The organism is Mesorhizobium sp. LSJC285A00, from assembly GCF_000503155.1.
GTDB lineage: Bacteria > Pseudomonadota > Alphaproteobacteria > Rhizobiales > Rhizobiaceae > Mesorhizobium.
Genome location: NZ_AYVK01000006.1, coordinates 83926 through 107899 on the forward strand (window position 1 = coordinate 83926; position 23974 = coordinate 107899).

Below are 23974 nucleotides of genomic sequence, written 5' to 3' on the forward strand. Positions count from 1 at the left end.
CCGTTTGTCAAGAAAACTCAGCATCTTAGTGCCGGCTAAAATGCGCGCCGTTCATGTACCCGGCTATCATCCGTTCGCTGACTAATCCTGATTTGAAAAGCCACAAAATAAATGTTGACTCGTTTTATCATGAATTATAACTGGGCCTTTCCGCTCTGGCGCTGGGGACCAGGGCATGGATGGGGACAGCATGCGCAGATTTTTCAGTACGCTTCTTTGGTCATCGGCTTTGGGTTCGTCGATTATGGCAGGCGCGGCATTTGCCCAGGAAACCGCCCCGACAGACCAGCAGGGAGCCACCGTGCTCGACCAGATCCTGGTCACCGGCCGCAATGAAAGGTCGATTTCCAGCGTCGCCCAGTCTGTCCAGGTCGTGGAACAGGAACAGGTCGAGGAAGCCGCGCAGGAAAATATCGACGCCGCGACCCTGATCAGCCGCATCGTCCCCGGCTACGCGCCACGCAACCAGACCGTTTCCGGCGCTTCGGAAACCTTCCGCGGGCGCAGCGTTCTCATCATGGTCGACGGTGTGCCGCGCAACACACCGCTGCGGGACGTCTCACGCATCCTGTCGATGATCGACCTGAATTCGGTCGAGCGCATCGAAGTCATCAATGGCGCGTCCAGCCTTTATGGCGCCGGCGCCACCGGCGGCACGATCAACTTCATCACCAAGCGCGGCGACAGCGACAAGCCGAAGGTGACGGTGCGCACCGGCGTCACCGCCTTCACCGAAAACCCCGGCAAGTCGGCCGGGCCAAGCACCAGTGTCTCGGTCGAGGGCAAGAAAGGCGATTTCGACTATTTCTTCTCGGCCTCGGGCGATCTGTCGCGTCGCACCTATGACGGCCACGGCAACGAGCTGGCTTCGGACGCCATGCTTGGCCAAGGCGGCGGCGACCGCACCGGCACGGGCAATCTGTTCGGCGTGGCCGGCTACCAGTTCGATTCCAGGCGCTTCGAGGCCAGCGTCGACTGGACCTATGCCAACCAGAAGCCGGACTGGTTCACCGATTACACGACCAATCCCGTCTCCCCGGATTTCGGCGATCCCTATGAAGGCAAGCCGCTGAAGGAAGATTCGAAATATCTGACCGCCAAATACACCGACAGCGACTTCGCGCTCGGAAACCTCGAGGTCAAGGCGTTCTACAACGACATCTTCAAGCAGTCGCCCTTTACCAAATTCTCGGCCGTCAACAGCCAGGTGTATTTACCGACGAACCCGACGAGGCCGGTGATCCTGCCGCCGGGTACGGACCCGACCGCCGACTTCAACCAGACGGCGCTGCAATCGCGGCGCAGCGGCGTCAACCTGACCGTCAACACGCCGATGGACTTTATCACTCAGGGCAGCACACTGACCTGGGGCGCCGACTACGTTTTCGATGCCACCGATCAGCAGCTGACCAACGGCCAGGACGCCATCTCGCCCACGACCCAGAACTCGGTTGCCTTGTTTGCGCAGGGCGAAGTTCCGGTGACGGATCGCTTTCGCATCAGCGGCGGCGCGCGCTACGACCAGTTTTATCTCAACGTTGAAGACTTCACCCGGCCTGCCGCTGCCGTTCTGCTAGGCCGGAACATTATCGGCCTGCCGGCGATCCAGGTGACCGGCGGCTCGTTCGACTACGACGCCGTCACCTTCAACGCCGGCGCCGTCTACGATCTGACCGAAAGGATGCAGCTTTTCGCCAATTTCTCGCAAGGCTACAGCCTGACCGACATTGGCGGCTTCACCCGCCGGGCCGGGTTGAACTCCAACGCCGAAACCTGCGACGCCTATGGCACCGCCATCCGGCCGCTGCTGCCGTGCACCAACGCGCCGGATTACGCGATCAGCTATGCCGATATCGCGCCTGAACCCCAGCTGGTGAACACCTGGGAAGCCGGTCTGCGCGGCGATTGGGGCGACTATCGCGGCGGCGTCAGCACCTATCTGTCGACCTCGGACAACGGCGTCAGCTACGACATCGTCAACAACCGGGTATCGCAGCAGAAGGAACGTATCTGGGGCGTCGAAGCCAATCTCGAGGCAGACCTCAGCGGCATGTTCACGCTGGGCGGATCGGTCGGCTATGTCGAAGGCAAATACGACGCGGATCGCGACGGCTACATCGAAGCGAACGAATATCTGCCCAACAACCGCATTCCATCGACCTACAAGGGCCTGGTCTATCTCACCACCCGTTTCGAAAACGAGCTGACCCTGCGCAGCGAACTGGAGCTGTTTTCAGGGCGCGACCGCATCGCCACCCAGGACCTGGACGGCGCTGCGCTGGTCAATCTCGCCGTATCGAAGACGTTCGCCAATGAAAGCGTGCTGAACCTTGCCGTGCGCAATGTGTTCGACACCTACTACGTCAACCCTTCCGCATCGGCGACGCGCGGCGCCGACGTTCCGGGGCTGGGGCGTTCGGTCGCTCTGTCCTACCAGATCACATTCTGAGGGCGGCGATGGCGGTGTCTCTCCAACGAAACGGTGCATTGGTCTCGCTGCTGGCAGAAGCGCCCGCCGATCCGGCGGATGGCGGGGCCTATATCGAGGCGCTCGGCCGCCTTTCGCAGGAACTAGAGCCGTTCGTGCTGCTGGTCGATATCGGCATCGAGATCGCGCTGAGCGACGCCCAGCGCAAGGCGCAAAACCTCTGGTACAAGGCGGAACGCGAGCAGCTCGAAAAGATCTGTCGCGCCTGCGCACTGGTGCGCACCGCCGCCGACGAGAACATGCAGCGCGTCTGGCAAAGCCTGTTCGGCTTTCCAGTGCTCGTCACCCGCAGCCGGGCGGAGGCCGGCGCCTTCCTGAACGGTTACGCACCGAAGGACTATGTCAAATGAGCGGCGACGCAGACCGGCCGGCGCCCGCCGGGCTTTCGCGCCTGCGGCTTTTCGTCGTTCTCGCCTGCCTTTATCTGGCGCAGGCCATCCCGAGCTATCTGTTTGCCGCGACGATCCCGCCGATCCTGCGCGAGCAAGGCGTGTCGCGCACCGCCATCGGCATGATGGCGCTGCTGATGCTGCCGCTGGTGCTGAAATTCCTGTGGGCGCCGCTGGTCGATCGCTTTCGGCCAGTGGCCCGCGCCCATCGCGCCGGCTGGGTCATCATCACCCAGATCGGCGTCATCGCGGGCATCGCGGCCATGCTTTGGATCGAGCCGACCGATGTCGCCGGTATCTTTGCCGTCGGCCTTGTCGTGAGCCTGTTGATGTCGGCCCAGGACATCGCCACCGACGGCTACGCGGCCAAATATCTCGACCCGAAGGACAGGCCGATCGGCAATGCGATCCACGGCGGCGCCGTCGCGCTCGGCGTCGTTCTCGGCGGCACGCTCGGCCTGTTGGTTTATCATCATGCCGGCTGGCAAACCATGGTGGCCATGGTGGCCGCGCTGTCCGTCATCCCGCTGTTTGCTGCCTTCGCCATGCGCGAGACCGATCCCGTCGCCAGCGCGCTGCAGGCGGCCATCGACCGCCCCTCGATCCTGCGTTTCCTGCGCCGGCCCGAGGCACGCCAGATCCTGTGGATCGCGCTCATCTACCGCGCCAGCGAGGGGCTGGTGAAGTCGATGGAAGGCTCCTATCTCGTCGATGCCGGCGTGCCGCTCGACGTCATCGGTTATCTCTCGGGCGGCGCCGCGCTCACCGTCGGGCTCGGCGGCTCGGCGCTGGCGGCATGGCTGCTGCACAAAAGGGGCGCCGCCTCGGTGCTCGGCCTGCTCGGCGCGCTGCGCACCATCTGCTTCCTGATCTTTGCACTGCATGCTTTCGGCGCTATCGCCGGCTTCTGGCCGATCTTCGGCGCCTCGTTCCTGCAGACGCTGGTGCGCTACATGGAGATCGTGGCGCTCTACAGCCTGTTCATGGCCGTGACGTCGTCGGACCAGCCGGGCACCGACTTCACCATCCTGTCCTGCGCCCAGCTTATCGTCTACCTCGTCGGCTCCATGCTTGCCGGGCGCCTCGCCGACATGCTCGGCTACTCCGCGCTGTTCACCCTGGCGACCGTGCTGTCGGGCATAGCCGTGGTGGCGACCTATCGCATGTTGAATGCCCATTTCGCCGATACCGCAAAAGCCCAACCGGGTACTCCGATGCCGCCATTGCCGGAGGTCGCCGAATGAGCGCGGTCTTCCTAACGCCCGGTCTCACGAACCATGGCAGCGAGACAGGCGGCGGCCAGAGCCAGCGCCGCGCAGCCGGCCAGCGGCGCAAAGGGCCAGAGCGTGAAGGCGAAGCCGCCGGCCAATGCGCCGATGCTCTGGCCGAGCACATGGGTGCTGGTGAGCCAGCCGGCCGCCGCGCCCTGCTCGCCGGGCTCCAGGCGCTTCATCAGCCAGGCGGTGTAGCCGGGTGTCGCCAGGGCAATGCCGGCCGCCGCCACCACCAGAGACGCTGCCGAGGCAACATGGCTGGCCGTGACGGCCAGCGCCGTCATGCCGACGCAAACCATGAGACAGCCGACGACGACGCTGTTGCGCTCCGCCAGCCGCAGGCGCGCCATGAGCAGTCCCTGGACCAGAACCATGACGACGGCGACCAGCATCAGGGCCAGGCCGGTCAACGTCGTGGCCTGCGTCGCACCAAGGCCAAAACGCTGCTGGGTCATCGGGCCGAGCATCATCTGCACCTGTCCGAAGCCGAGCGTCAGGCACAAGCCCATCGCCAGGCAAGGCAGAGCGCGGCGATCGAAGGGCGATATTCCACGGCCGACGTCGGCCGCCCTGCCGTCGGTCCGTCCGCCGGCTTCCCCTTTGCCCCGCGCGAGCCACAGCAACAGCGGGCTGAACAGGAACAGGATGGGCGGCAGCAGCGGCGACAGGACGGCAGCCGTTGCCGCCAGCGCGCCGGCCAGCCGCCCCATGCTGACGCCGGCGCCAAGCAGTCCCAGCGCGGCCTGTCGCCTGTCATCGGCAACCGAGCGGCTGGCCCAGACCTGCGCCGTCGGCATGACGCCGGACGCGGCAAAACCGTACACGGTTCGCGAAAGCATCAGCAAAGCGATGCCCAGCGCGGCTCCCGTGCCGGCTATCAGCAGAATGGCGAACACCGCCTGGCCGGCCAGCATGGCGAGGCCGAGCAAGCGCAGCAGCCTGGCATGGCCAAGCCGCTCGCCCATGCGACCCCACAGCGGCGAGCCGACCAGAAAGGCCGCCGCGCCGACAGCAGTTGCCGCGCCGATGGCAAACGTGTCGACCCTCAGCCGCTCCATCACCAGGGGAACGAGCGATACGAAGGCCGACTGGCCGAAGCCGATTGCCGAGACCGCGATCGCCAGGCGGCGCAGAAGCGAAGATCGATTTTTCATACTGGTCCGCATAAGACCAAGCTTATTTCTTGTTTAGAACATGTAATCAACACAAATGTTTAAAGACGGCAATGTAAAACGTAATGCATTCAGTATTATTAGGATTTATGGGGATGCACATGGAACAAGTGAAACCTGAATCTTCCTCTGCATTAAGCCCGTTACTCAACGCGTTGCTGCGGGAATGGGATGGCTGGGAATTCGTCGACGCCAGGCAAACCGGGCTGTTTCGGCCGCAGGCGGCCGTGCTGCGTCTGAATTTCCCTGCCTCGCGCGCGGCGGTGCTCGTCGAGGCGCGGCATCGCTCGAAGGTTGGTTACCACGATTTCGCGATGCCGCTCTGGCGCCTCGATTCTAGTAACGAGGGGGCCGACGGCGAAGCGACCGAGATCGACCTTTTCAGCCTTCTGGCGCTGATCCTGGCGGATCCCGACATTGCCGGCCGGGCGACAGCGAAAAGCCGGCTGACCTTCCTGCGCCGCAGCCTGGCCAGCATCGCCGCAATCGCTGAGGCGACTGCGGCGCGTGGATCGTCGCGGCCCTTCTCCGAAGGCGATCCTGATTTCATCGATGCCGAAAGCGCCCTGCGCTTCGGCCATGCCGTGCATCCGGCGCCGATGAGTCGCGAAGAGTTCACGCACACGGATTCCGCGCGCTTCGGGCATGAATACTGCAATGCGTTCAAACTGCGCTGGTGGGCCGTCGACCCGACCATCCTCACTGGGGGCAGCGTCGAGCCGCTAGATGTCACCGAGATGGTCCGCGGGCTTGCCGCCAGCGATCCGCAGCTGCTTGCTCGGGCTGGCAAGCAACAGGGCAAGGTTCTCGTTCCGATGCATCCGTGGCAGGCCGTACGGCTCATGCTGGAAGACCGCGTCGAGCGCCTGTTTTGCGCCGGCCGTATCGTCGATGTTGGGCTCGGCGGACCAGCGTGGCGGGCCACGACCTCGCTGCGCACGGTTCATTCAGCTGAAGCCGAGTGGATGCTGAAATTCTCGCTCAGCCTGCGCCTGACTAATTCCAGGCGCATCGTCGAGGAGCATGAGTGCCGGCGCGGCCTTTCGGTGCACCGGCTGGTCAAGGGCAAGCTCGGCGGCGCCTTGCAGAGCCGCTGCCCGACCATGACGGTGCTAGGTGAGCCCGCCTGGTTCGGCCTGCGTGACGAAGACGGCCGGCTGATGACGGATACCATTGTCTCGTTTCGCGAAAACCCGTTTCGCGGCATGGGAAGTCCGCGGGCTGCCGTTCTCGGCGCGCTTTGCGAGCGCCATCCCGGCCGTACCGAAAGCCATCTGTCCGACCTGGTCCGCCGCATCGCCCGCGACGAGAAGCGACCTGTCGAGGAAACGGCGCGTTTGTGGTTCGAGCGTTTCCTTCATGCCGCCATCGAGCCGTTTATCGTTGCCTTCTCGGAATTCGGCCTGCTGTTCGGCGCCCATCAGCAGAACCTCGTCGTCGGCCTCGCCGGCGGCTGGCCGAATGCGCTCTATTTTCGCGACTGCCAGGGCACCGGTTATGTCGAGGAATTCCTGCCCAGGCTGCGCGAATTCGTGCCCGAGGCTGGTCAGGCGGGCGATCATGTCTTCCCAGCGGAAGCGGCCGCGAAGCTGTTCGGCTACTATCTGGTCGTCAATGGCGCTTTCGCCGCCGTCGCAGCCCTTGCCGCCGCTGGCCTCACCAACGAAGACGATCTGCTGGCGATATTCCGCCGCTCGCTCGAGCGGCTGGCCGCCACGCCGATGGCTGACCGGTCCTGCGTCGACTATTTGCTCAACGCGCCGACGCTCGCCGCCAAGGGCAATTTCCTGATCGCGCTGCGCGACATCAATGAGAACACCGAAGTGACCGACCCGCTGGCAGGTTACGTCGAGCTTCCGAACCCCCTGCATGTGAGAGAATACGCATGAACATCGAGGCTGCGAAAAACTGGTCACCCGCCACCGTCGCCGGCAACGAAGGATGGCAGCATCTGGCCTCGGCCGCGGAGCCGCTCGCCATTTGTGCCGGAGATGGCCATGTCAGCCTGGTCAACGCTGAGGGAACAGCGGTGGGACAGGCCCGCATCTCCGACGCGGATGGCCGCCTGCTCATCGACGATGTCGCGTTCATTGGCGGCCGCCTCGACCAACCGCAAATCCTGGCAGGTCTGGTCGACGCCGTGCTGCGCCTGCATCCTTCCTTCGACTGCGCCTTCCTGCCGGCGGCCAAGACGCTGTGGCCGGTTTCGGCGCTGGCCACCGAGACGGTTCCGGGTGAACCGGAATGCGCCGTCATCCATCGCTCGGTCCTGCGCCAGCTGCCGCTGCTGTGGCGCAGCCAGGCCTCGCATGTCACCTATCCGGCATTGACGACCGCTATCGGCCCGGAAGACCGGCTGCCGCCATTGCGCCAACCGCGCCCCTGCGGCCCGATGTACGAACGCTGGATTCCGGAAATCGGCCTCACCGTGTCGCTGCGGCCGATCGACCGCCGGACCGATCTCGACCTCTTCCATCGCTGGATGAACGATGGCCGCGTCGCCTTCTTCTGGGAACTTGCCCAGAGCCATGAGGATCTCGACAAATATCTCGCCGAGCAGGAAAGCGATCCGCATATTTTCGGCGTCATCGCCAGCTTCGACGGCGAGCCGACCGGCTATTTCGAGTTCTACTGGGCCAAGGAGGACCGGCTCGGGCCCTATTATGAGCCGCTCGACTGGGACCGCGGCTGGCATGGGCTGATCGGCAATATGCGCCATCTCGGCCGGCCGAAGACGCTGTCACTGTTCCGCTCCGTCACCCACTATCTGTTCCTCGACGAGCCGCGCACGCAGCGCGTCGTCGGCGAGCCACGCGCCGCGCACCAGAAGATGCTGAGCTATTGCGCCGGCGCCGCCTACGACAAGGTCAAGGAGTTCGACTTCCCGCACAAGCGCGCGGCGCTGGTCTGCTGCGAACGCGAGCGCTTCTTCCGCGAGGTGCCGCTGTGACGGTGCAGCAACCGATTGCCAAAGCGGGGGAGGCGACACGCTGGGCCGCGATCAACCGCGACGCCGTCGCCAAGGCCATTTCCGAACTGACCTTCGAGGAGTGCCTGTCGCCGCGCGAGCTTTCGCCCGGCCGATGGGAGCTGACGCCCGGCCCCGGCGTGACCTATCGCTTTGCCGCGACGCGGCGCCTGTGGGGCCAGATCGCCGTCCGTCCGGAGACGCTGACTCGCGACGCCGGCATCGAGCTGCCGGTCGACGATGCGGTCGCCTTCTTCGCCGACGCGCGCGAGACGCTCGGCATGTCGCCGGCAACATTCTGCATCTATGCGAAGGAGCTTTACAACACGCTGATGGCCGACATGCGGATCGCCAAGGCACGCGGCAATCGACCGGCCGCCGATCTAGCCGCGCTGCCGGATACCGAGTTGCAGGCATTGCTCGACGGCCATCCGAAGGCCCCTGCCAACAAGGGACGGCTTGGCTGGGGACGGGACGACTTCGAGCGCTACGCGCCAGAATCGGCCACCGCATTCCAGCTCTTCTGGCTTGCCGCCGCCAGCGATCGCTGCCTGCTGGCGCTTGACTGCGGGCTCGACGAAGAGGCGCTGCTGCAGGCCGCACTCGGCGACTACGAGCGCGCAAGGCTCGAAGCGGCTTTCAGCGCCGCCGGGATCTCGCGATCGACGCATAGGCTGCTGCCGGTCCACCCCTGGCAGTGGCAGGCGATGATCGCCTCGCAATATGGTAGCGAGATCGCCGCCGGCCGGCTGGTGCCGCTTGGCCAGTTCGGCGATCCGTTCCTGCCCTTGCAGTCGCTGCGCACGCTTGCCAATGTGGCACGGCCCGAGGCGCTGCACGTCAAGCTGCCGCTGACCGTCCTCAACACCTCAGCGTGGCGCGGCGTGCCGGGCAAATACATGGCGATCGGCGCCGATCTGTCGCGCTGGCTGGCCACGGTGGCGGCCGCGGACCCGGTGCTCAAGGACGTCAAGGTCTTGCAGGAAGTCGCCGGCGCCTTCTATCCGCATCCGCACTATACCGGCGTTGAAGGCGCGCCCTATCAGTTTTGCGAGATGCTGGGCGCCATATGGCGCGAAAGCCCCGAAAAGGATCTGACAGCGGGCCAGCGGCCGATGATGATGGGCGCCCTGCCGCAGCGCGACGCGCATGGCAGGCCGATCGCCAGCGCCCTGATGGAGCAGTCCGGCCTTGGTCCGGAGGCATGGCTCGATCGCCTGTTCTCCACGGCCTTCGTGCCGCTCTACCACTTCATGTGCCGTTACGGCGTCGGCTTCATCGCCCATGGCCAGAACGTCACCATCATCCTCGACGGAGCGACGCCTCTCGGCGTGGCGGTCAAGGATTTCCAGGGCGACCTCGATCTCGTCGACCAGCCGTTTCCCGAACTGGCCGGCCTCGACCCCAAAATCCTGTCGACGCTGAAGCGCCGGCCGCCGGCACATCTTCTCCAGCATCTGCAAACGGGACACATCGTCAGCGTTCTGCGCTTCCTATCCGAGGCGCTGGCCGCCTATGACCGCTTCGACGAGAGGACTTTCTACGCCATCCTGGCCGCCGCCATCCGGCGCTACCAGGCGCAGAACCCGGATCTGTCGGAACGGTTCGCGCTCTTCGATCTGTTTGCTCCGAAGATCCCACGCATCGCCATCAACAAGGTGCGCTTCGCCATCGGCTACGGCGACAGCGGCGAACGCCCTCTGCCCGACCTTGGCACACCGCTCGACAATCCGCTTAACCCCGAGTCAGCCCGGCGATCTCCCATCAGCCCAGCCAGCTCCACAAGGAGTTCGCCATGACCCATACGCTTGACCTCGCAGGCATCGGCATCGGGCCGTTCAATCTCAGCCTCGCCGCCCATCTCGATGCGGTGGACGGCGTCGAAGCGCGCTTCTTCGATCGGGCGACGCGGCTCGAATGGCATCCGGGCATGATGCTGCCGGGCGTCGAACTGCAGACATCCTTCCTCAAGGATCTCGTCACCGCGACGCATCCGACCAGCCCATGGTCGTTCATGTCCTATCTGGTCGCGCAGAAGCGGTTCTATGAATTCCTCAACGCGGATTTCTCAGCCATCCCGCGGCCGGAATTCGCCCGCTATCTCGGATGGGTCGGCGAGAACTTGTCTTCGCTGCGCTTCGCCAGCGCCGTCGACCGGATCGACTTCGACGGAACGAATTTCAGGCTGCGTATCGGCCGCGAGCAGGTGAACGCGCGCAATCTCGCCATTGCCGTCGGGCTGGTGCCTAACATCCCCGCCTGGGCGCGGGCGGCGGCCTCCGATCAATGCTTCCACAACGCCCAGGCCGCCAACCGCCTCGATCGCCTGAGCGGACAGCGTGTCGCCGTGATCGGCGGTGGCCAGAGCGGCGCCGAAGTGCTTCTGCATCTGATCTCCTCCGACGGCTTCGCCGGCCGCGAAATCGAGTGGATCTCGATGCGGCCGAATTTCCTGCCACTGGACGACTCGCCTTTCACCGACGAACTCTTCACGCCGGGCTATGTCGAAAACTTCCATCGGCTGCCGCAAGGGCGGCGCGAGACGATCCTGGAACAGCAGCTGCTTGCCGGTGACGGCGCATCGACGAGCACGCTGAAGGCGATCTATCGCCAGCTTTACACGCTGCGGCACCTCTCGGAGGAAACGACGGCGGTCAACATGACGCCGCACCGCGAAGTGCTGAACGTGACGCGGGAAGGCAGCGAATACCGGCTGATCATGCGCAACGGCTTCGACGGCGCCATCGAGACGCGCACCGTGGATGCGGTGGTTCTGGCCACCGGCTATGCCTTTGCCATTCCTGATTGCATGGCACCGCTCATGAACAGGATCGCGCTGGACGAGCGCGGTCATTACAGGCTCAACGCCAGCTTCGAGGTCGAATGGGACGGGCCCGACGACCGCCGGATCTACGCGCTCAATGCCGGCCGGCTCAGCCATGGCATAGCCGAGCCGCAGCTCAGCCTGATGGCTTGGCGCAGCGCCAAGATCGTCAATTCGCTGCTCGGGCGGGCACAGTTCGATCTCGATCTGCCCGATCCGCCGGTTGCCTGGAGTTCAAGGCACACGATACAAAGCCTGCATCATCTCGGCGCCAATGCGAGGATGACCGAATCGGGCGCCCGGTGATGTTTGTGGAGGCGGGCCGAAGAGCGTGGTACGGCGCGCGTTAAGGTTGACATCGACCCGTAAAGCTTTTCTGTGAGAGAGATCGTTCGGTCCTGCTGGAGGCTCAGCGCATGAAAACCCTTGGCCTCATCGGCGGCATGAGCTGGGAATCGACGGCGATCTATTATCGCCTGCTCAACGAGATCGTGCGCGAGCGGCTGAGCGGGCTGCATTCGGCAAAGCTGTTGCTCTATTCCTTCGACTTCGCCGAAATCGCCGACCGGCAGCATCATGGCGACTGGGACAGTGCGGGCGTGCTGCTGGCGGATNTCCTTCGACTTCGCCGAAATCGCCGACCGGCAGCATCATGGCGACTGGGACAGTGCGGGCGTGCTGCTGGCGGATGCCGCGCGCAAGCTGGAGGCGGGCGGCGCAGAGGGGCTTTTGATCTGCACCAACACCATGCACAAGCTCGCCGACCGGGTGCAGGCGGCGGTGTCGATCCCGCTTATCCACATTGCCGACGCCACGGCCGTCGCGGTCAAGGGCGCCGGCGTCAAGCGGCCGGCGCTGCTGGCGACCCGCTTCACCATGGAGCAGGATTTCTACAAGGGCCGGCTGACGGAGAAATACGGGCTGCAGCCCGTGGTGCCGGACCAGGCCGGGCGCGACATGGTGCACCAGGTAATCTACGACGAGCTCTGCCGGGGCATCGTCAGCGCGGCATCGAAGGCGGCCTATATCGACGAGGTCGCCCGTCTGCGGCGCGATGAGAAGATCGATGGCGTCATCATGGGCTGCACCGAGATCACCATGTTGATTGGCCAGCGCGATTTCGACATTCCGGTGTTCGACACCACGCGCATCCATGCCGAGGCGGCGGTCGCATTCATGCTGCCCTGAAGGGCCAAAACAGAGATCAGGGCTGGGCGGCCACGGCGACATTGCCGCTGCCGACAACTTTCAGCTTCCATCGATCTGCTTCCGTGCCGGCCAGATTGAGGTGCCCGGTCAGGAAATAAAGGCGATCGGTGTCGGGGCCTTTGGCTGTGCAAAACCGGTCCTGCAGATAGGAGGGAGGCGTCGCCTGATAATACAGGTTGGCCACGATGCTGGCCGGACGCGCGCGCGGCCTAAACAGCCTTCCGCTCCTTCACGAATTGCGCGCCGAAACTGCCGCGCGCTTGACTTCTTTTTGCAGCGACATTCAATGCATCCGGCATTGCTGTGAGGGATGAAAGCAAGATGGATTTTGCGTTTCCTTGGCCGACCAGCCAGGGCGAATGGCTGGCTTGGTCTAGCGCCGTCGTCACCTTGGCGCTCGGTCTGCTGTTTTTCCTCGCGCCAGGGCTGGCATTTCGGATTCTGCGGCTGCAGGTCCGGCCCGAAAGGGCAGCGGCAATCGCGGAAGGGCGCGGCCGCATGTCGGGCTTCTATCTCGGCGTCAGCCTGTGCTGCATTCTGTTGGCGCAGCCGTGGCTCTATATGGCACTCGGCTTTTCCTGGCTGTTCACCGCTTTTGGCCGTTTGCTGTCGATGATGTCGGACGGCGCCAACACGCCTTTCAACTGGGCGTCGATCGTCGTCGAACTCGTCCTGGCCGCGTTGCCGCTTGCCTTCGTCTTCGGCTTTCTGCCCTGAATCGGCAGCCAATCCAAAGGCTTCGGTTGAACTCTGCGGCCGGATGCGACAATAGTGCCCGAAAAGCATGCGGAACGACGCATTGCGGTCTTAAAATGCCTGTGCTAGACGGCAATCGACTTTCGGCCGGGGATAGCGGAAGCCGCGCCTCCGTGCTTGGAAAAACTTAGTAAGGTCAAAGATTTAGCCAGAGTTTTTGCTCGCGCCAACAATCTGCGGCCCCTCAGACAAGAGAAAAGACGGTCCGTGGCTCAATCGTCATCGCCAATCTCAGGTGTCGCAGAACGCTACGCGGGTTCGCTGTTCGAACTTGCGCTGCAGTCGAATTCGGTGGCCAAGGTCGAGGCCGACCTCAACAGTTTCGCCAAGATGCTGGATGACAGCGCCGACCTGACGCGCCTCATCAATAGCCCGGTGTTCTCCAGCGAGGACCAGGCCAAGGCAATCGCGTCGATCGCCGACAAGGCCGGCATCACCGGCCTGACCGGCAATTTCCTGCGCGTCGTCGCCCGCAACCGCCGGCTCTTCGCGGTGCCCGGCATGGTCAAGGCTTTTCGCAAGATCGCCGCCGAACAGCGCGGTGAGACATCAGCCGAGGTCACTTCGGCGCATGAACTGACGGCTGCCCAGCAGACCGAACTCAAGGCCGCGCTGAAAGGCGTCGCCGGCAAGGACGTGGCCATCACTGTTACCGTCGATCCGTCGCTGCTCGGCGGGCTGGTGGTCAAGATGGGCTCGCGCCTGATCGATACGTCGCTCAAAACCAAACTCAATTCGCTCAAGCTTGCACTGAAAGAGGTCGGCTGATGGACATCCGCGCCGCGGAAATTTCCGCAATTCTCAAAGACCAGATCAAGAATTTCGGCAAGGAGGCCGAGGTCTCCGAAGTCGGCCAGGTGCTGTCCGTCGGTGACGGTATCGCTCGCGTCTACGGCCTCGACAATGTCCAGGCCGGCGAAATGGTCGAGTTCCCCGGCGGCATCCGCGGCATGGCGCTCAACCTCGAAGCCGACAATGTCGGCGTCGTCATCTTCGGCGCCGACCGCGACATCAAGGAAGGCGACATCGTCAAGCGCACCGGCGCCATCGTCGATACGCCTGTCGGCATGGGCCTGCTCGGCCGCGTCGTCGACGCGCTCGGCAATCCGATCGACGGCAAGGGCCCGATCAAGGCGACCGAACGCAAGCGCGTCGACGTCAAGGCGCCAGGCATCATCCCGCGCAAGTCGGTCAACGAGCCGATGTCGACCGGCCTCAAGGCCATCGATGCGCTGATCCCCGTTGGCCGCGGCCAGCGCGAGCTGGTCATCGGCGATCGCCAGACCGGCAAGACCGCGATCATCCTCGACACGATGCTCAACCAGAAGGCCGTGCACGACAACGGGCCGGAAAAGGAAAAGCTCTACTGCGTCTACGTCGCCATCGGGCAGAAGCGCTCGACGGTCGCGCAGTTCGTGAAGGTTCTCGAAGAGCGCGGCGCCCTTGAATATTCGATCATCGTCGCCGCCACAGCTTCCGATCCGGCGCCGATGCAGTTCCTGGCGCCGTTCACCGGCGCCACCATGGGCGAATATTTCCGCGACAACGGCATGCATGCGCTGATCAGCTATGACGATCTGTCGAAGCAGGCCGTCGCCTATCGCCAGATGTCGCTCTTGCTGCGCCGCCCGCCGGGTCGCGAAGCCTATCCGGGCGACGTGTTCTACCTGCATTCGCGCCTGCTCGAGCGCGCCGCCAAGCTCAACGACGATCTGGGCGGCGGTTCGCTGACCGCGCTGCCGATCATCGAGACGCAGGCCAACGACGTGTCGGCCTACATCCCGACCAACGTGATCTCGATCACCGACGGCCAGATCTTCCTCGAAACCAACCTGTTCTTCCAGGGCATCCGTCCGGCGGTCAACGTCGGCCTGTCGGTGTCGCGCGTCGGTTCGTCGGCGCAAATCAAGGCGATGAAGCAGGTCGCCGGCTCGATCAAGGGCGAGCTCGCGCAGTACCGCGAAATGGCTGCGTTCGCGCAGTTCGGCTCCGATCTCGACGCCGCCACGCAGCGCCTGCTCAACCGCGGCTCGCGCCTGACCGAACTGTTGAAGCAGCCGCAGTTCTCGCCGCTCAAGGTCGAGGAGCAGGTCACGGTGATCTTCGCCGGCGTCAACGGCTATCTCGACAAGCTGGCGCTGAACCAGGTCGGCAAGTTCGAGCACGGCCTGCTCAGCCATATGCGCTCGGCCGGCAAGGACGTGCTGGACGGCATCCGCAAGGAAAAGACGCTGTCGGACGATCTGCGCGCCAAGCTGAAGGCCGAGATCGACGCCTTCGCCAAGACCTTCGCTTGAGAAGAAGCCGGACGCTCGGGATCAGGTTTGAAGCATGCCTTCATTAAAAGACCTTCGTAACCGTATCGCCTCGGTCAAGGCGACGCAGAAGATCACCAAGGCGATGCAGATGGTCGCCGCGGCGAAGCTGCGTCGCGCGCAGGAAGCGGCGGAGGCGGCGCGTCCCTATTCCGAGCGGATGGGTGCGGTGCTGGCCAATATCACGCAGGCGATCGGCGGCGGCGGCGATGCCCCGGCGCTGATGACCGGCACCGGCAAGGACGATGTGCATCTGCTCGTCGTCTGCACGGCCGAGCGCGGCCTGTGCGGCGGCTTCAACTCGCAGATCGCACGTCTGGCCCGCGACCATATCCGCCGGCTTCTGGCCGACGGCAAGCAGGTCAAGATCATCTGCGTCGGCAAGAAGGGTTTCGACATTCTGCGCCGAGACTATGCCTCGCTGATTATCGACCGCGTCGACCTGCGCGATGTCAAGAAGCTCGGCTTCGTCAATGCCGATGCGATCGCCCGTAAGATCATCCATCTGTTCGGCGAAGGCGGCTTCGATATCTGCACGCTGTTTTATTCGCAGTTCAAGTCGGTGATCAGCCAGATTCCGACCGCGCAGCAGATCATTCCTGCCGGCGTGGCTTCGGCTCCCGCCGAAGCGACCGCCGGTGGCAACGCCGTCTACGAATACGAGCCGGAGCCGGGCGAGATCCTCACCGACCTCATTCCGCGCAACATCTCGGTCCAGGTCTTCCGCGCGCTGCTCGAAAACGCAGCCGGCGAGATGGGCGCCAAAATGAGCGCCATGGACAATGCAACGCGCAATGCCGGCGACATGATCAACAAACTGTCGATCACCTATAACCGCCAGCGGCAGGCGCAGATCACCAAGGAACTGATCGAAATCATTTCGGGCGCCGAAGCGCTCTAGGCGCGACCGCCAGGAGGTCATCGACCTTCTGATGGAGCGTGAGAAACAAAGGACGAGAAGGGTAAAGACGATGGCGAAAGCAGCGACCCCCGCGAAGACGGCCCCCAAGGCGGCCGCAAAGGCTCCGGCAGCAGCGGCGAAGGCCGCTCCGGCCAAGAAGGCGGCCGCGCCCGCCAAGGCCGCGGCCCCGGCAGCGAAGACGACGAGCGTTGCCGTCAAGAAGACCGGCGCCATCGGCAAGGTTCGCCAGGTCATCGGCGCCGTCGTCGACGTGCAGTTCGGCGATCATCTGCCGGCCATTTTGAACGCCATCGAAACCTCCAATGTCGGCAACCGCCTGGTGCTCGAAGTTGCCCAGCATCTGGGCGAAAACACCGTGCGCTGCATCGCCATGGATTCCACCGAAGGCCTGGTTCGCGGCCAGGACGTCTATGACACCGGCGCGCCGATCACCGTTCCGGTCGGCCCGGGCATGCTCGGCCGCATCATCAACGTCATCGGCGAGCCGGTCGACGAAGAAGGCCCGGTCGACGGCATCGAGATGCGCGCCATCCACCAGCCGGCGCCTACCTATGTCGAACAGTCGACGGAAGCGCAGATCCTGATCACCGGCATCAAGGTGCTCGACCTTCTGGCGCCCTACGCCCGCGGAGGCAAGATCGGCCTGTTCGGCGGCGCCGGCGTCGGCAAGACGGTTCTGATCCAGGAGCTGATCAACAACGTCGCCAAGGCGCATGGCGGCTTCTCGGTCTTCGCCGGCGTCGGCGAGCGCACCCGCGAGGGCAACGATCTTTATCACGAGTTCATCGAGTCCGGCGTCAACAAGAAGGGCGGCGGCGAAGGCTCCAAGGCGGCACTGGTCTATGGCCAGATGAACGAGCCGCCGGGCGCGCGTGCCCGCGTCGGCCTGACCGGCCTGACGGTCGCCGAATATTTCCGCGACCAGGGCCAGGACGTGCTGTTCTTCGTCGACAACATCTTCCGCTTCACGCAGGCCGGTTCTGAAGTGTCGGCGCTGCTCGGCCGTATTCCTTCGGCCGTGGGTTACCAGCCAACGCTGGCCACCGACATGGGTGCGCTGCAGGAACGCATCACCACAACGACCAAGGGTTCGATCACTTCGGTGCAGGCGATCTACGTGCCGGCCGACGATTTGACCGACCCGGCGCCTGCGACCTCGTTCGCCCACCTGGACGCGACGACCGTGCTCAACCGCGCGATCTCGGAAAAGGGCATCTACCCCGCCGTCGATCCGCTCGACTCGACCTCGCGCATGCTCGATCCGCTGGTCGTCGGCGAGGAGCACTATGCCGTCGCCCGCCAGGTGCAGTCGATCCTCCAGCGCTACAAGTCGCTGCAGGACATTATCGCCATCCTTGGCATGGATGAGCTGTCGGAAGAGGACAAGCAGACGGTGGCCCGCGCCCGCAAGATCGAGCGCTTCCTGTCGCAGCCGTTCTTCGTCGCCGAAGTGTTTACGGGTGCGCCGGGCAAGCTGGTCGACCTCGCCGACACAATCAAGGGCTTCAAGGGCCTCTGCAACGGCGACTACGATCACCTGCCGGAAGCCGCCTTCTACATGGTCGGCGGCATCGACGAAGCGGTCGAGAAGGCTCAGCGCCTGGCGGCTGAAGCAGCGTAATCAAGGCAATAGGGAGTAGTCAGTAGTCAGTAGTGAATAGCGGCCGGGTGACCAGGACAGCTGTCCTCTCCCTACTCCCTACTCACTATTCCCTACTCACTAAATTGACATGGCTGAAGCTTTCAAGTTCGAACTGGTCTCGCCGGAGCGCCTCCTGGTTTCCGAGCAGGTCGAGTCCGTCGTCATTCCAGGCGCCGAAGGTGAAATGACAGTCATGGCGCACCATGCGCCAGTCATGACCACGATCAAGCCGGGCGTCGTCACGCTGAAGACCGCCGGCGGCAAGGAAGAGCGCTATGTGGTGTTCGGCGGCTTTGCCGACATCGTCCCTGCCGGCTGCACGCTGCTCGCCGAATCGGCGGTCGCCGTCGGCGATATCGACCGCGCCGATCTCGCCCGCCGCATCCAGGAAGCCAAGGAAGACGCCGCCGACGCCAAGGACGACCAGAGCCGCAGCAAGGCGGAGCAGTTCCTTAGCCAGCTTACCACGCTCGAAGGCGCGCTGCTGCCGGCGTAAGCCGCAGAATGACTTGAAGAAAAGGCCGGGCTCAGCCCGGCTTTTTTGTTGCGGCCGCCATCCTGGATCGTCTCGCATAGGCGCAGGGCCTTGGCGGGATTTCAGGGCGGGCAGCCAGCATGATCAGATCGGGTGGCGGCATGCCGGCTGCCAGTCAGGGCGAGATGAGCTTGTATTAGGCGATGGCGCCGGCGGAACCGCGATTTGGCTGCGGCGGTACAGTCGGATCGGGGCTTGCCCCTGCTTTCTGGTTGTTCGACAGTCCGGCTGTCTATCGATTTGGGGTGGCCGATGACGGAACAGACAACGCAACCGGAAGCGGCCTCGCGATCCCGGTGGACGACGGCGCTGATCGCGGCCTTTGGCGGTCCGTTCGGCGGGTTCCTTTGGATCGGCGCCGGCCGGCCGGCGGTTGCCAGCCTGGTGGTGATCAGCGCCATAAGCATTGCGCTGACATATGTGGGATTCCCGGTTCTGCCGGGGGTCGATCTCGCCTGGCTGGTGGATCTCTCCAGTTTAGGTCTCATGGTCCTGTGGGTAGCGCTCGTCGTGCCTTTCGCGTCACGATACAGACCGAACCGGTGGTATTCACACGGCCTTTCGGTGCTGCTGTTGGCCGTGCTGACCTCCTACGGAGCCGCGTTAGCGATCCGCACATTCCTCTTCCAGCCGTTTTCGACCCCGGCAGGCAGCATGACACCAACGCTGGAACTCGGCGACTATTTCTTCGTCTCGAAGTTTGCCTATGGTTACAGCCGCTACAGTGTTCCTCTTGGGCTGCTGCCCTTCGAAGGCCGGATCTTTGCCGCCGAGCCGAAGCGCGGAGATATTGTGGTGTTCAAATTTCCAGCGGATCCGAGCATCGACTACGTCAAGCGGGTCGTTGGACTGCCGGGCGACAAAATCCAGATGGTCGACGGAATCCTTCGCATCAATGGTGTGGCGGTCAAACTCGAGGATGTTGGTCCGTACAGCTCCGAGGACTCTCCCCAAAGCGCCAGACTGCAACGTGAAACCCTCCCCAACGGCGTTTCCTATTCCGTCATCAGTCTTACGGACAATTCAATAACCGACAACACGCGGGTGTTCGACGTGCCCGAAGGCCACTATTTCGTGCTTGGCGACAACAGGGATAATTCCTCCGATAGCCGGCTCAGTGTCGGCTTCGTTCCTGCCGAAAACCTGGTCGGCAAGGCAGTGCGACTGTTCTGGAATTCGCAAGGCACGGAGTATTCGTCGCGGCAGAGGCTGGACGCTCCGGCGGGACAATAGGCTTGAAATGGGCGGTTCCGGACCAGCTTCAGCCTACGTTTGTCGGCTCCGGTATGCCGAGCGCTGAGAGCGCAAGCACGATCCCGCCTTGCAGGATATGCTCGCGATGAGCGGCGACCAGTTCGATCAGCGTCTGCCGCTCGGGCTTGCCGCTGGCGAAGCCGGCCCAGTCGAACACCGCCGCTACTCGTTCCAGCATCCGTCGTTCGTCGAGCGCCGCCAGCGCCGCGTCGAGCGGATCGGTAAAGTGGGCTTCCGGCAGGTCCTTGCCGCGCGCCTCGCAGGCGGCGATCCAGGCGGCCATCACCAGCGTCAGATGCTCCGGGACCAGGCCGGCCTGGATGCGCTCGATGGCGGTAGCGACAATGCGTTGCGGCAATTTCTGGCTGCCGTCATTGGCGATCTGCGCCGTGCGGTGGGCCAGCGCTGTGTTGGAGAAACGTTCGGCAAGTTCGGCCGTATAGGCTGAGGTGTCGAGCCCGGCATCCCCAGGCAAGGTCGGGATGGCCTCGGCCCAGAGCCGGTCGACGAACGCGCGGATCGCGGGATCCGCGAAGGCGCGGTCGACCGTGACGTGGCCGCTGAGCAGGCCGATATAGGCGATGCCCGAATGGGCGCCATTGAGCAGCCGAAGCTTCATGTCCTCGAACGGCCGGACATCCTCGACCATGGTGACGCCGAATTTCTCCCAGGCCGGCCGTCCGGCTGGAAACCTGTCCTCAATCACCCATTGCCGGAATGGCTCGGTCATCACCGGCCAGGCGTCCTCGAGGCCGAGTTCGACCGCGATGCGCGCCCGGTCGGCATCGGTGGTTGCCGGCACGATGCGGTCGACCATGCTCGATGGGAATGCAACGTCATCGGCTATATGACCGGCGAGGGCAGCGTCGCCTGAAGCAGCAGCGCCGGCATCGCGCAGTTTTGCAAACCCGACCAGCAGCCGGTGCAGCGTGGCGCCATTGGCCGGCAGGTTGTCGCAGCAAAGCACGGTGAAGGGCGGCGTGCCGGCGGCCCGGCGTCGCACCAGCGCTTCCGCCAGGAATCCATGCGCTGTCCTGGGAGATCCGGGATTGCCCAGATCGTGGACGATATCGGGATGGTTTTCGTCGAGGCTGCCGTCGGCGGCCCTGAGATAGGCCTTTTCGGTGATGGTCAGGGTGACGATGCGGGTGCGCGGGTCGGTCAGCGCGGCCAGCACCGCGCCGGGGTCTTCCGGCGCGACCAGCATCGACTGGATCGAGCCGATAATGTGCAGCGCTTCGCCATCGCTGCCGCGCACCGCCAGCGTGTAGAGCCCGTCCTGTGGCGTCAGCGCATCGCGCGTGTCGGGGCTGCGCAGCGAGACGCCGACAATGCCCCAGCCGGTCTCGCCGGCCGCTAGGCAGTCATCGACATAGGCGGCCTGATGGGCACGGTGGAAGGCTCCAACGCCGAGATGGACGATGCCTGGGGCGACACTGGCGCGATCATAGGGGGGGACCGCGACCGAGGCCGGCAAGGATTGCACTGTTGCGTTGGAAAGGCGTGTGCTGGTCATGGCTTGGCTTGTTGGGCGCGGCTTGTCGCTGGATGGTGTGCGGGGCGGGATCTGCTAGCGGCGTAACATCCGCTCTTCCGCTGCACAATGACCTGACGCCGGTTAAAAGTCATCATACAACAATCCAGTTTTTGTATGTTGACATTATTTCTTTCCAATCCTACCGATATCGCCCCTGGGAGGAACGACGTGGCGGGACTGACCGATCCGGATCTGCTTTTTGCCGCCGCAGGGCGCGCGCTGTCGATCGCGCGCGATCTCCATGCCGGCATCAAGGACCTGCCGATCATCAGCCCGCACGGCCACACCGATCCGCGTTGGTATGCGCTCAACGAGCCATTCCCCGATCCCGCGCAATTGCTGGTGGTGCCCGACCACTACATTTTCCGTATGCTGTTCAGCCAGGGCGTGCGGCTGGAAGATCTCGGCGTCCCGACCCTCGACGGCTCGCCGGTCGAGACCGATCCCAGGGCGATCTGGCGGCGCTTCGCCGAGCACTATTACCTCTTCCGCGGCACGCCGACGCGGTTGTGGCTCGACCATGTGCTCGAGCATCTGTTCGGCATCGAAGAGCCGCTCAACGCCAGCACCGCTAGCCGCCATTACGACACCATCGCGGCGCTTTTGCAGCGCGACGATTATCGCCCACGCGCGCTGTTCGANGCCGCTCAACGCCAGCCCCGCTAGCCGCCATTACGACACCATCGCGGCGCTTTTGCAGCGCGACGATTATCGCCCACGCGCGCTGTTCGAGCGCTTCAACATCGAGGTCATCGCGACGACCGAGGGCGCACTCGACGATCTCCAATGGCACAAGACGATCCGCGACAGCGGCTGGCAGGGCCGCGTCGTCACTGCCTACAGGCCGGATGCCGTCGTCGATCCCGACTTCGAAGGATTTTCGGCCAATCTCGATCGCCTGGGCGAGATCGCCGGCTGCGACACCGGCACATGGGTCGGCTATCTCGACGCGCATCGCCAGCGCCGCGCCTTCTTCAAAAGTTTCGGCGCAACCTCGTCGGATCACGGCCATCCGACGGCCGAGACCGCCAATCTTTCCGATGCGGCGGCGGAAGAGCTGTTCAACCGCATCCGCCGCGGCTCGGACGACGAGCGCGAGCGCAAGCTGTTTCGCGCCCAGATGCTGACCGAAATGGCCAAGATGAGCCGCGACGACGGGCTGGTCATGCAGATCCATCCCGGCTCATGGCGCAACCACTCGCCTGGTGTTTTCCAAAAATTCGGCCGCGACAAAGGCTTCGATATTCCGACCCGCACCGACTATGCCGCGGCGCTCAAACCCTTGCTCGACTGCGTCGGGCTGGAGCGCGACCTCTCCATCATTCTGTTCACGCTCGACGAGACCAGCTACGCGCGCGAACTGGCGCCGCTGGCCGGCGTCTATCCGGCGTTGAAGCTCGGGCCGGCCTGGTGGTTCCACGACAGTCCGGAAGGCATGCGCCGGTTCCGCGAGATGACCACCGAGACCGCCGGCTTCTACAACACCGTCGGCTTCAACGATGACACCCGTGCCTTTCCGTCGATTCCCGCCCGTCACGATGTGGCGCGCCGGGTTGACTGCGCCTTTCTCGCCCGTCTCGTCGCCGAGCACCGGCTGCGTGAGGACGAGGCGCATGAGCTGGCGCGGGAGCTTGCCTACACGCTTGCCAAGAAGGCGTACCGGCTGTGAGCCGGGCGCGTGGAATTTTAAAAGGGAGGAAGACAGTCATGTTGCATTTTTCAAAACTGGTGGCAGCCACATTCGCCTTCGGCTCGCTGATGATCGGCGTTGCCGGCGCCCAGACCGTACTGCGCTCGGCCGACACCCATCCGGACGGGTATCCGACTGTCGAGGCGGTCAAATATCTCGGCGAGCTCATCAAGGAGCGCACCGCCGGCCGCTATTCGGTCGAGGTCTATCATTCGGCGCAGCTCGGCGAGGAAAAGGACACGATCGAGCAGACGCAGACCGGTGTCATCGATCTGAACCGCGTCTCGATGGGTCCGTTCAACGGCATCGTGCCGGAAACCGCCGTGCCGTCGCTGCCCTACATGTTCCGTTCGGTCGAGCACATGCGCCATGTCATGGACGGGCCGATCGGCGACGAGATCCTCAAGGCCTTCGAGACGCATGATCTGGTCGGCCTTGCCTTCTACGATTCCGGCGCCCGTTCCTTCTACAACACCAAGAAGGACATCACCTCGATCGCCGATCTGAAAGGCATGAAGTTCCGCGTCATCCAGTCCGACGTGTTCGTCGATATGGTCAACGCGCTTGGCGCAAATGCCACGCCGATGGCGTATGGCGAGGTCTATTCGGCGCTCGAAACCGGTGTCATCGACGGCGCCGAGAACAACTGGCCCAGCTTCGAATCCGCCAAGCACTACGAAGTCGCCAAGCACTATACCGTCGACCAGCACCAGATCGTGCCGGAAGTGCTGGTGATGTCGAAATCGAGCTGGGACAGACTGACGCCGGAAGACCAGGCGATCGTCAAGCAGGCGGCCAAGGATAGCGTCGTCAAGATGCGCGAATTGTGGGACGCGCAGGAGAAGAAGTCGCGAGAGATCGTCGAGAAGGCCGGCGTCAAGGTCAGCGAGATCGACAAGCAGCCGCTGATCGATGCGATGAAGCCGGTCTACGACAAGTATCTGAAGACGCCGGAGCTCAAGGACCTCGCGACGCGCATCCAGGCGACCAAGTGATTTT

Annotated in this window: 18 protein-coding genes and 2 pseudogenes; 17 read left to right on the plus strand and 3 right to left on the minus strand. The window is 63.9% G+C overall.

Annotated features, from left to right (window positions below):
- The first annotated feature begins 244 nt into the window (after window positions 1–244).
- The 3 genes from X726_RS160775 to X726_RS160765 are packed head-to-tail and all read left to right on the plus strand — an operon-like array spanning window position 245 to window position 4121.
- A complete protein-coding gene (locus X726_RS160775) occupies window positions 245–2449 on the plus strand; it encodes a TonB-dependent receptor (RefSeq protein WP_023668660.1) in 2205 nt (734 codons plus the stop codon).
- Between the two features lie 8 nt (window positions 2450–2457).
- Complete coding sequence (locus X726_RS160770) at window positions 2458–2838, plus strand: hypothetical protein (RefSeq protein ID WP_156940617.1); 381 nt, start codon at window positions 2458–2460, stop codon at window positions 2836–2838.
- Entirely contained in the window at window positions 2835–4121 is a 1287-nt protein-coding gene (locus X726_RS160765; protein WP_023668662.1) for a RhtX/FptX family siderophore transporter, read from the plus strand. The genes X726_RS160770 and X726_RS160765 overlap by 4 nt, the downstream gene beginning before the upstream one ends.
- Before the next feature lie 11 nt (window positions 4122–4132).
- Here X726_RS160765 and X726_RS160760 read toward each other — a convergent pair whose 3' ends face one another.
- Window positions 4133–5305, minus strand: a complete 1173-nt coding sequence (locus X726_RS160760; RefSeq protein WP_023668663.1) for an MFS transporter — start codon at window positions 5303–5305, stop codon at window positions 4133–4135.
- A 119-nt stretch (window positions 5306–5424) separates the two neighbouring features.
- Between X726_RS160760 and X726_RS160755 the strand changes: the two genes are divergently transcribed.
- The 5 genes and pseudogenes from X726_RS160755 (at window position 5425) to X726_RS01000000166700 (ending at window position 12303) form a co-directional block, all read left to right on the plus strand.
- Complete coding sequence (locus tag X726_RS160755) at window positions 5425–7212, plus strand: IucA/IucC family protein (protein ID WP_031214726.1); 1788 nt, start codon at window positions 5425–5427, stop codon at window positions 7210–7212.
- Entirely contained in the window at window positions 7209–8273 is a 1065-nt protein-coding gene (locus tag X726_RS160750) for a GNAT family N-acetyltransferase (protein WP_023668665.1), read from the plus strand. The genes X726_RS160755 and X726_RS160750 overlap by 4 nt, the downstream gene beginning before the upstream one ends.
- A complete protein-coding gene (locus X726_RS160745) occupies window positions 8270–10090 on the plus strand; it encodes an IucA/IucC family siderophore biosynthesis protein (RefSeq protein WP_050588508.1) in 1821 nt (606 codons plus the stop codon). The genes X726_RS160750 and X726_RS160745 overlap by 4 nt, the downstream gene beginning before the upstream one ends.
- A complete protein-coding gene (locus tag X726_RS160740) occupies window positions 10087–11421 on the plus strand; it encodes a SidA/IucD/PvdA family monooxygenase (RefSeq protein ID WP_023668667.1) in 1335 nt (444 codons plus the stop codon). Before X726_RS160745 ends, X726_RS160740 begins: the two co-directional genes overlap by 4 nt.
- A 110-nt stretch (window positions 11422–11531) precedes the next feature.
- A pseudogene (locus tag X726_RS01000000166700) lies at window positions 11532–12303 on the plus strand (aspartate/glutamate racemase family protein).
- 16 nt (window positions 12304–12319) lie between these two features.
- Here the strand turns inward: X726_RS01000000166700 and X726_RS160735 are convergent.
- Complete coding sequence (locus X726_RS160735; RefSeq protein WP_023668668.1) at window positions 12320–12508, minus strand: hypothetical protein; 189 nt, start codon at window positions 12506–12508, stop codon at window positions 12320–12322.
- 137 nt (window positions 12509–12645) lie between these two features.
- On the opposite strand from X726_RS160735, the gene X726_RS160730 reads away from it, so the two are divergent.
- The 7 genes from X726_RS160730 (at window position 12646) to lepB (ending at window position 19727) form a co-directional block, all read left to right on the plus strand.
- Window positions 12646–13041, plus strand: coding sequence for a DUF4345 family protein (locus tag X726_RS160730; protein ID WP_023668669.1), 396 nt, complete (start codon window positions 12646–12648; stop codon window positions 13039–13041).
- Between the two features lie 246 nt (window positions 13042–13287).
- Window positions 13288–13848: a F0F1 ATP synthase subunit delta gene (locus tag X726_RS160725; RefSeq protein ID WP_023668670.1), complete on the plus strand. Its 561-nt coding sequence runs from the start codon at window positions 13288–13290 to the stop codon at window positions 13846–13848.
- Window positions 13848–15377, plus strand: coding sequence for a F0F1 ATP synthase subunit alpha (atpA, locus tag X726_RS160720; RefSeq protein ID WP_023668671.1), 1530 nt, complete (start codon window positions 13848–13850; stop codon window positions 15375–15377). The genes X726_RS160725 and atpA overlap by 1 nt, the downstream gene beginning before the upstream one ends.
- Window positions 15378–15411: 34 nt before the next feature.
- A complete protein-coding gene (locus X726_RS160715) occupies window positions 15412–16296 on the plus strand; it encodes a F0F1 ATP synthase subunit gamma (protein WP_023668672.1) in 885 nt (294 codons plus the stop codon).
- Between the two features lie 70 nt (window positions 16297–16366).
- Window positions 16367–17938: a F0F1 ATP synthase subunit beta gene (gene atpD, locus X726_RS160710; protein ID WP_023668673.1), complete on the plus strand. Its 1572-nt coding sequence runs from the start codon at window positions 16367–16369 to the stop codon at window positions 17936–17938.
- A gap of 109 nt (window positions 17939–18047) precedes the next feature.
- Window positions 18048–18455: a F0F1 ATP synthase subunit epsilon gene (locus tag X726_RS160705; protein ID WP_023668674.1), complete on the plus strand. Its 408-nt coding sequence runs from the start codon at window positions 18048–18050 to the stop codon at window positions 18453–18455.
- A 525-nt stretch (window positions 18456–18980) separates the two neighbouring features.
- Window positions 18981–19727 (plus strand): signal peptidase I, encoded by a 747-nt coding sequence (gene lepB, locus X726_RS23805; protein ID WP_032892998.1) that lies wholly within the window; start codon window positions 18981–18983, stop codon window positions 19725–19727.
- 28 nt (window positions 19728–19755) lie between these two features.
- Here the strand turns inward: lepB and X726_RS160700 are convergent, their stop codons facing one another.
- Window positions 19756–21264, minus strand: coding sequence for a mannitol dehydrogenase family protein (locus X726_RS160700; RefSeq protein ID WP_023668676.1), 1509 nt, complete (start codon window positions 21262–21264; stop codon window positions 19756–19758).
- A gap of 189 nt (window positions 21265–21453) precedes the next feature.
- Between X726_RS160700 and uxaC the strand changes: the two are divergent.
- Together uxaC and X726_RS160695 are read left to right on the plus strand one after the other, a co-directional pair.
- Window positions 21454–22954, plus strand: a pseudogene (gene uxaC, locus X726_RS01000000166705) (glucuronate isomerase).
- A 38-nt stretch (window positions 22955–22992) separates the two neighbouring features.
- Window positions 22993–23970 (plus strand): TRAP transporter substrate-binding protein, encoded by a 978-nt coding sequence (locus tag X726_RS160695; protein WP_023668677.1) that lies wholly within the window; start codon window positions 22993–22995, stop codon window positions 23968–23970.
- Window positions 23971–23974 lie beyond the last annotated feature (4 nt).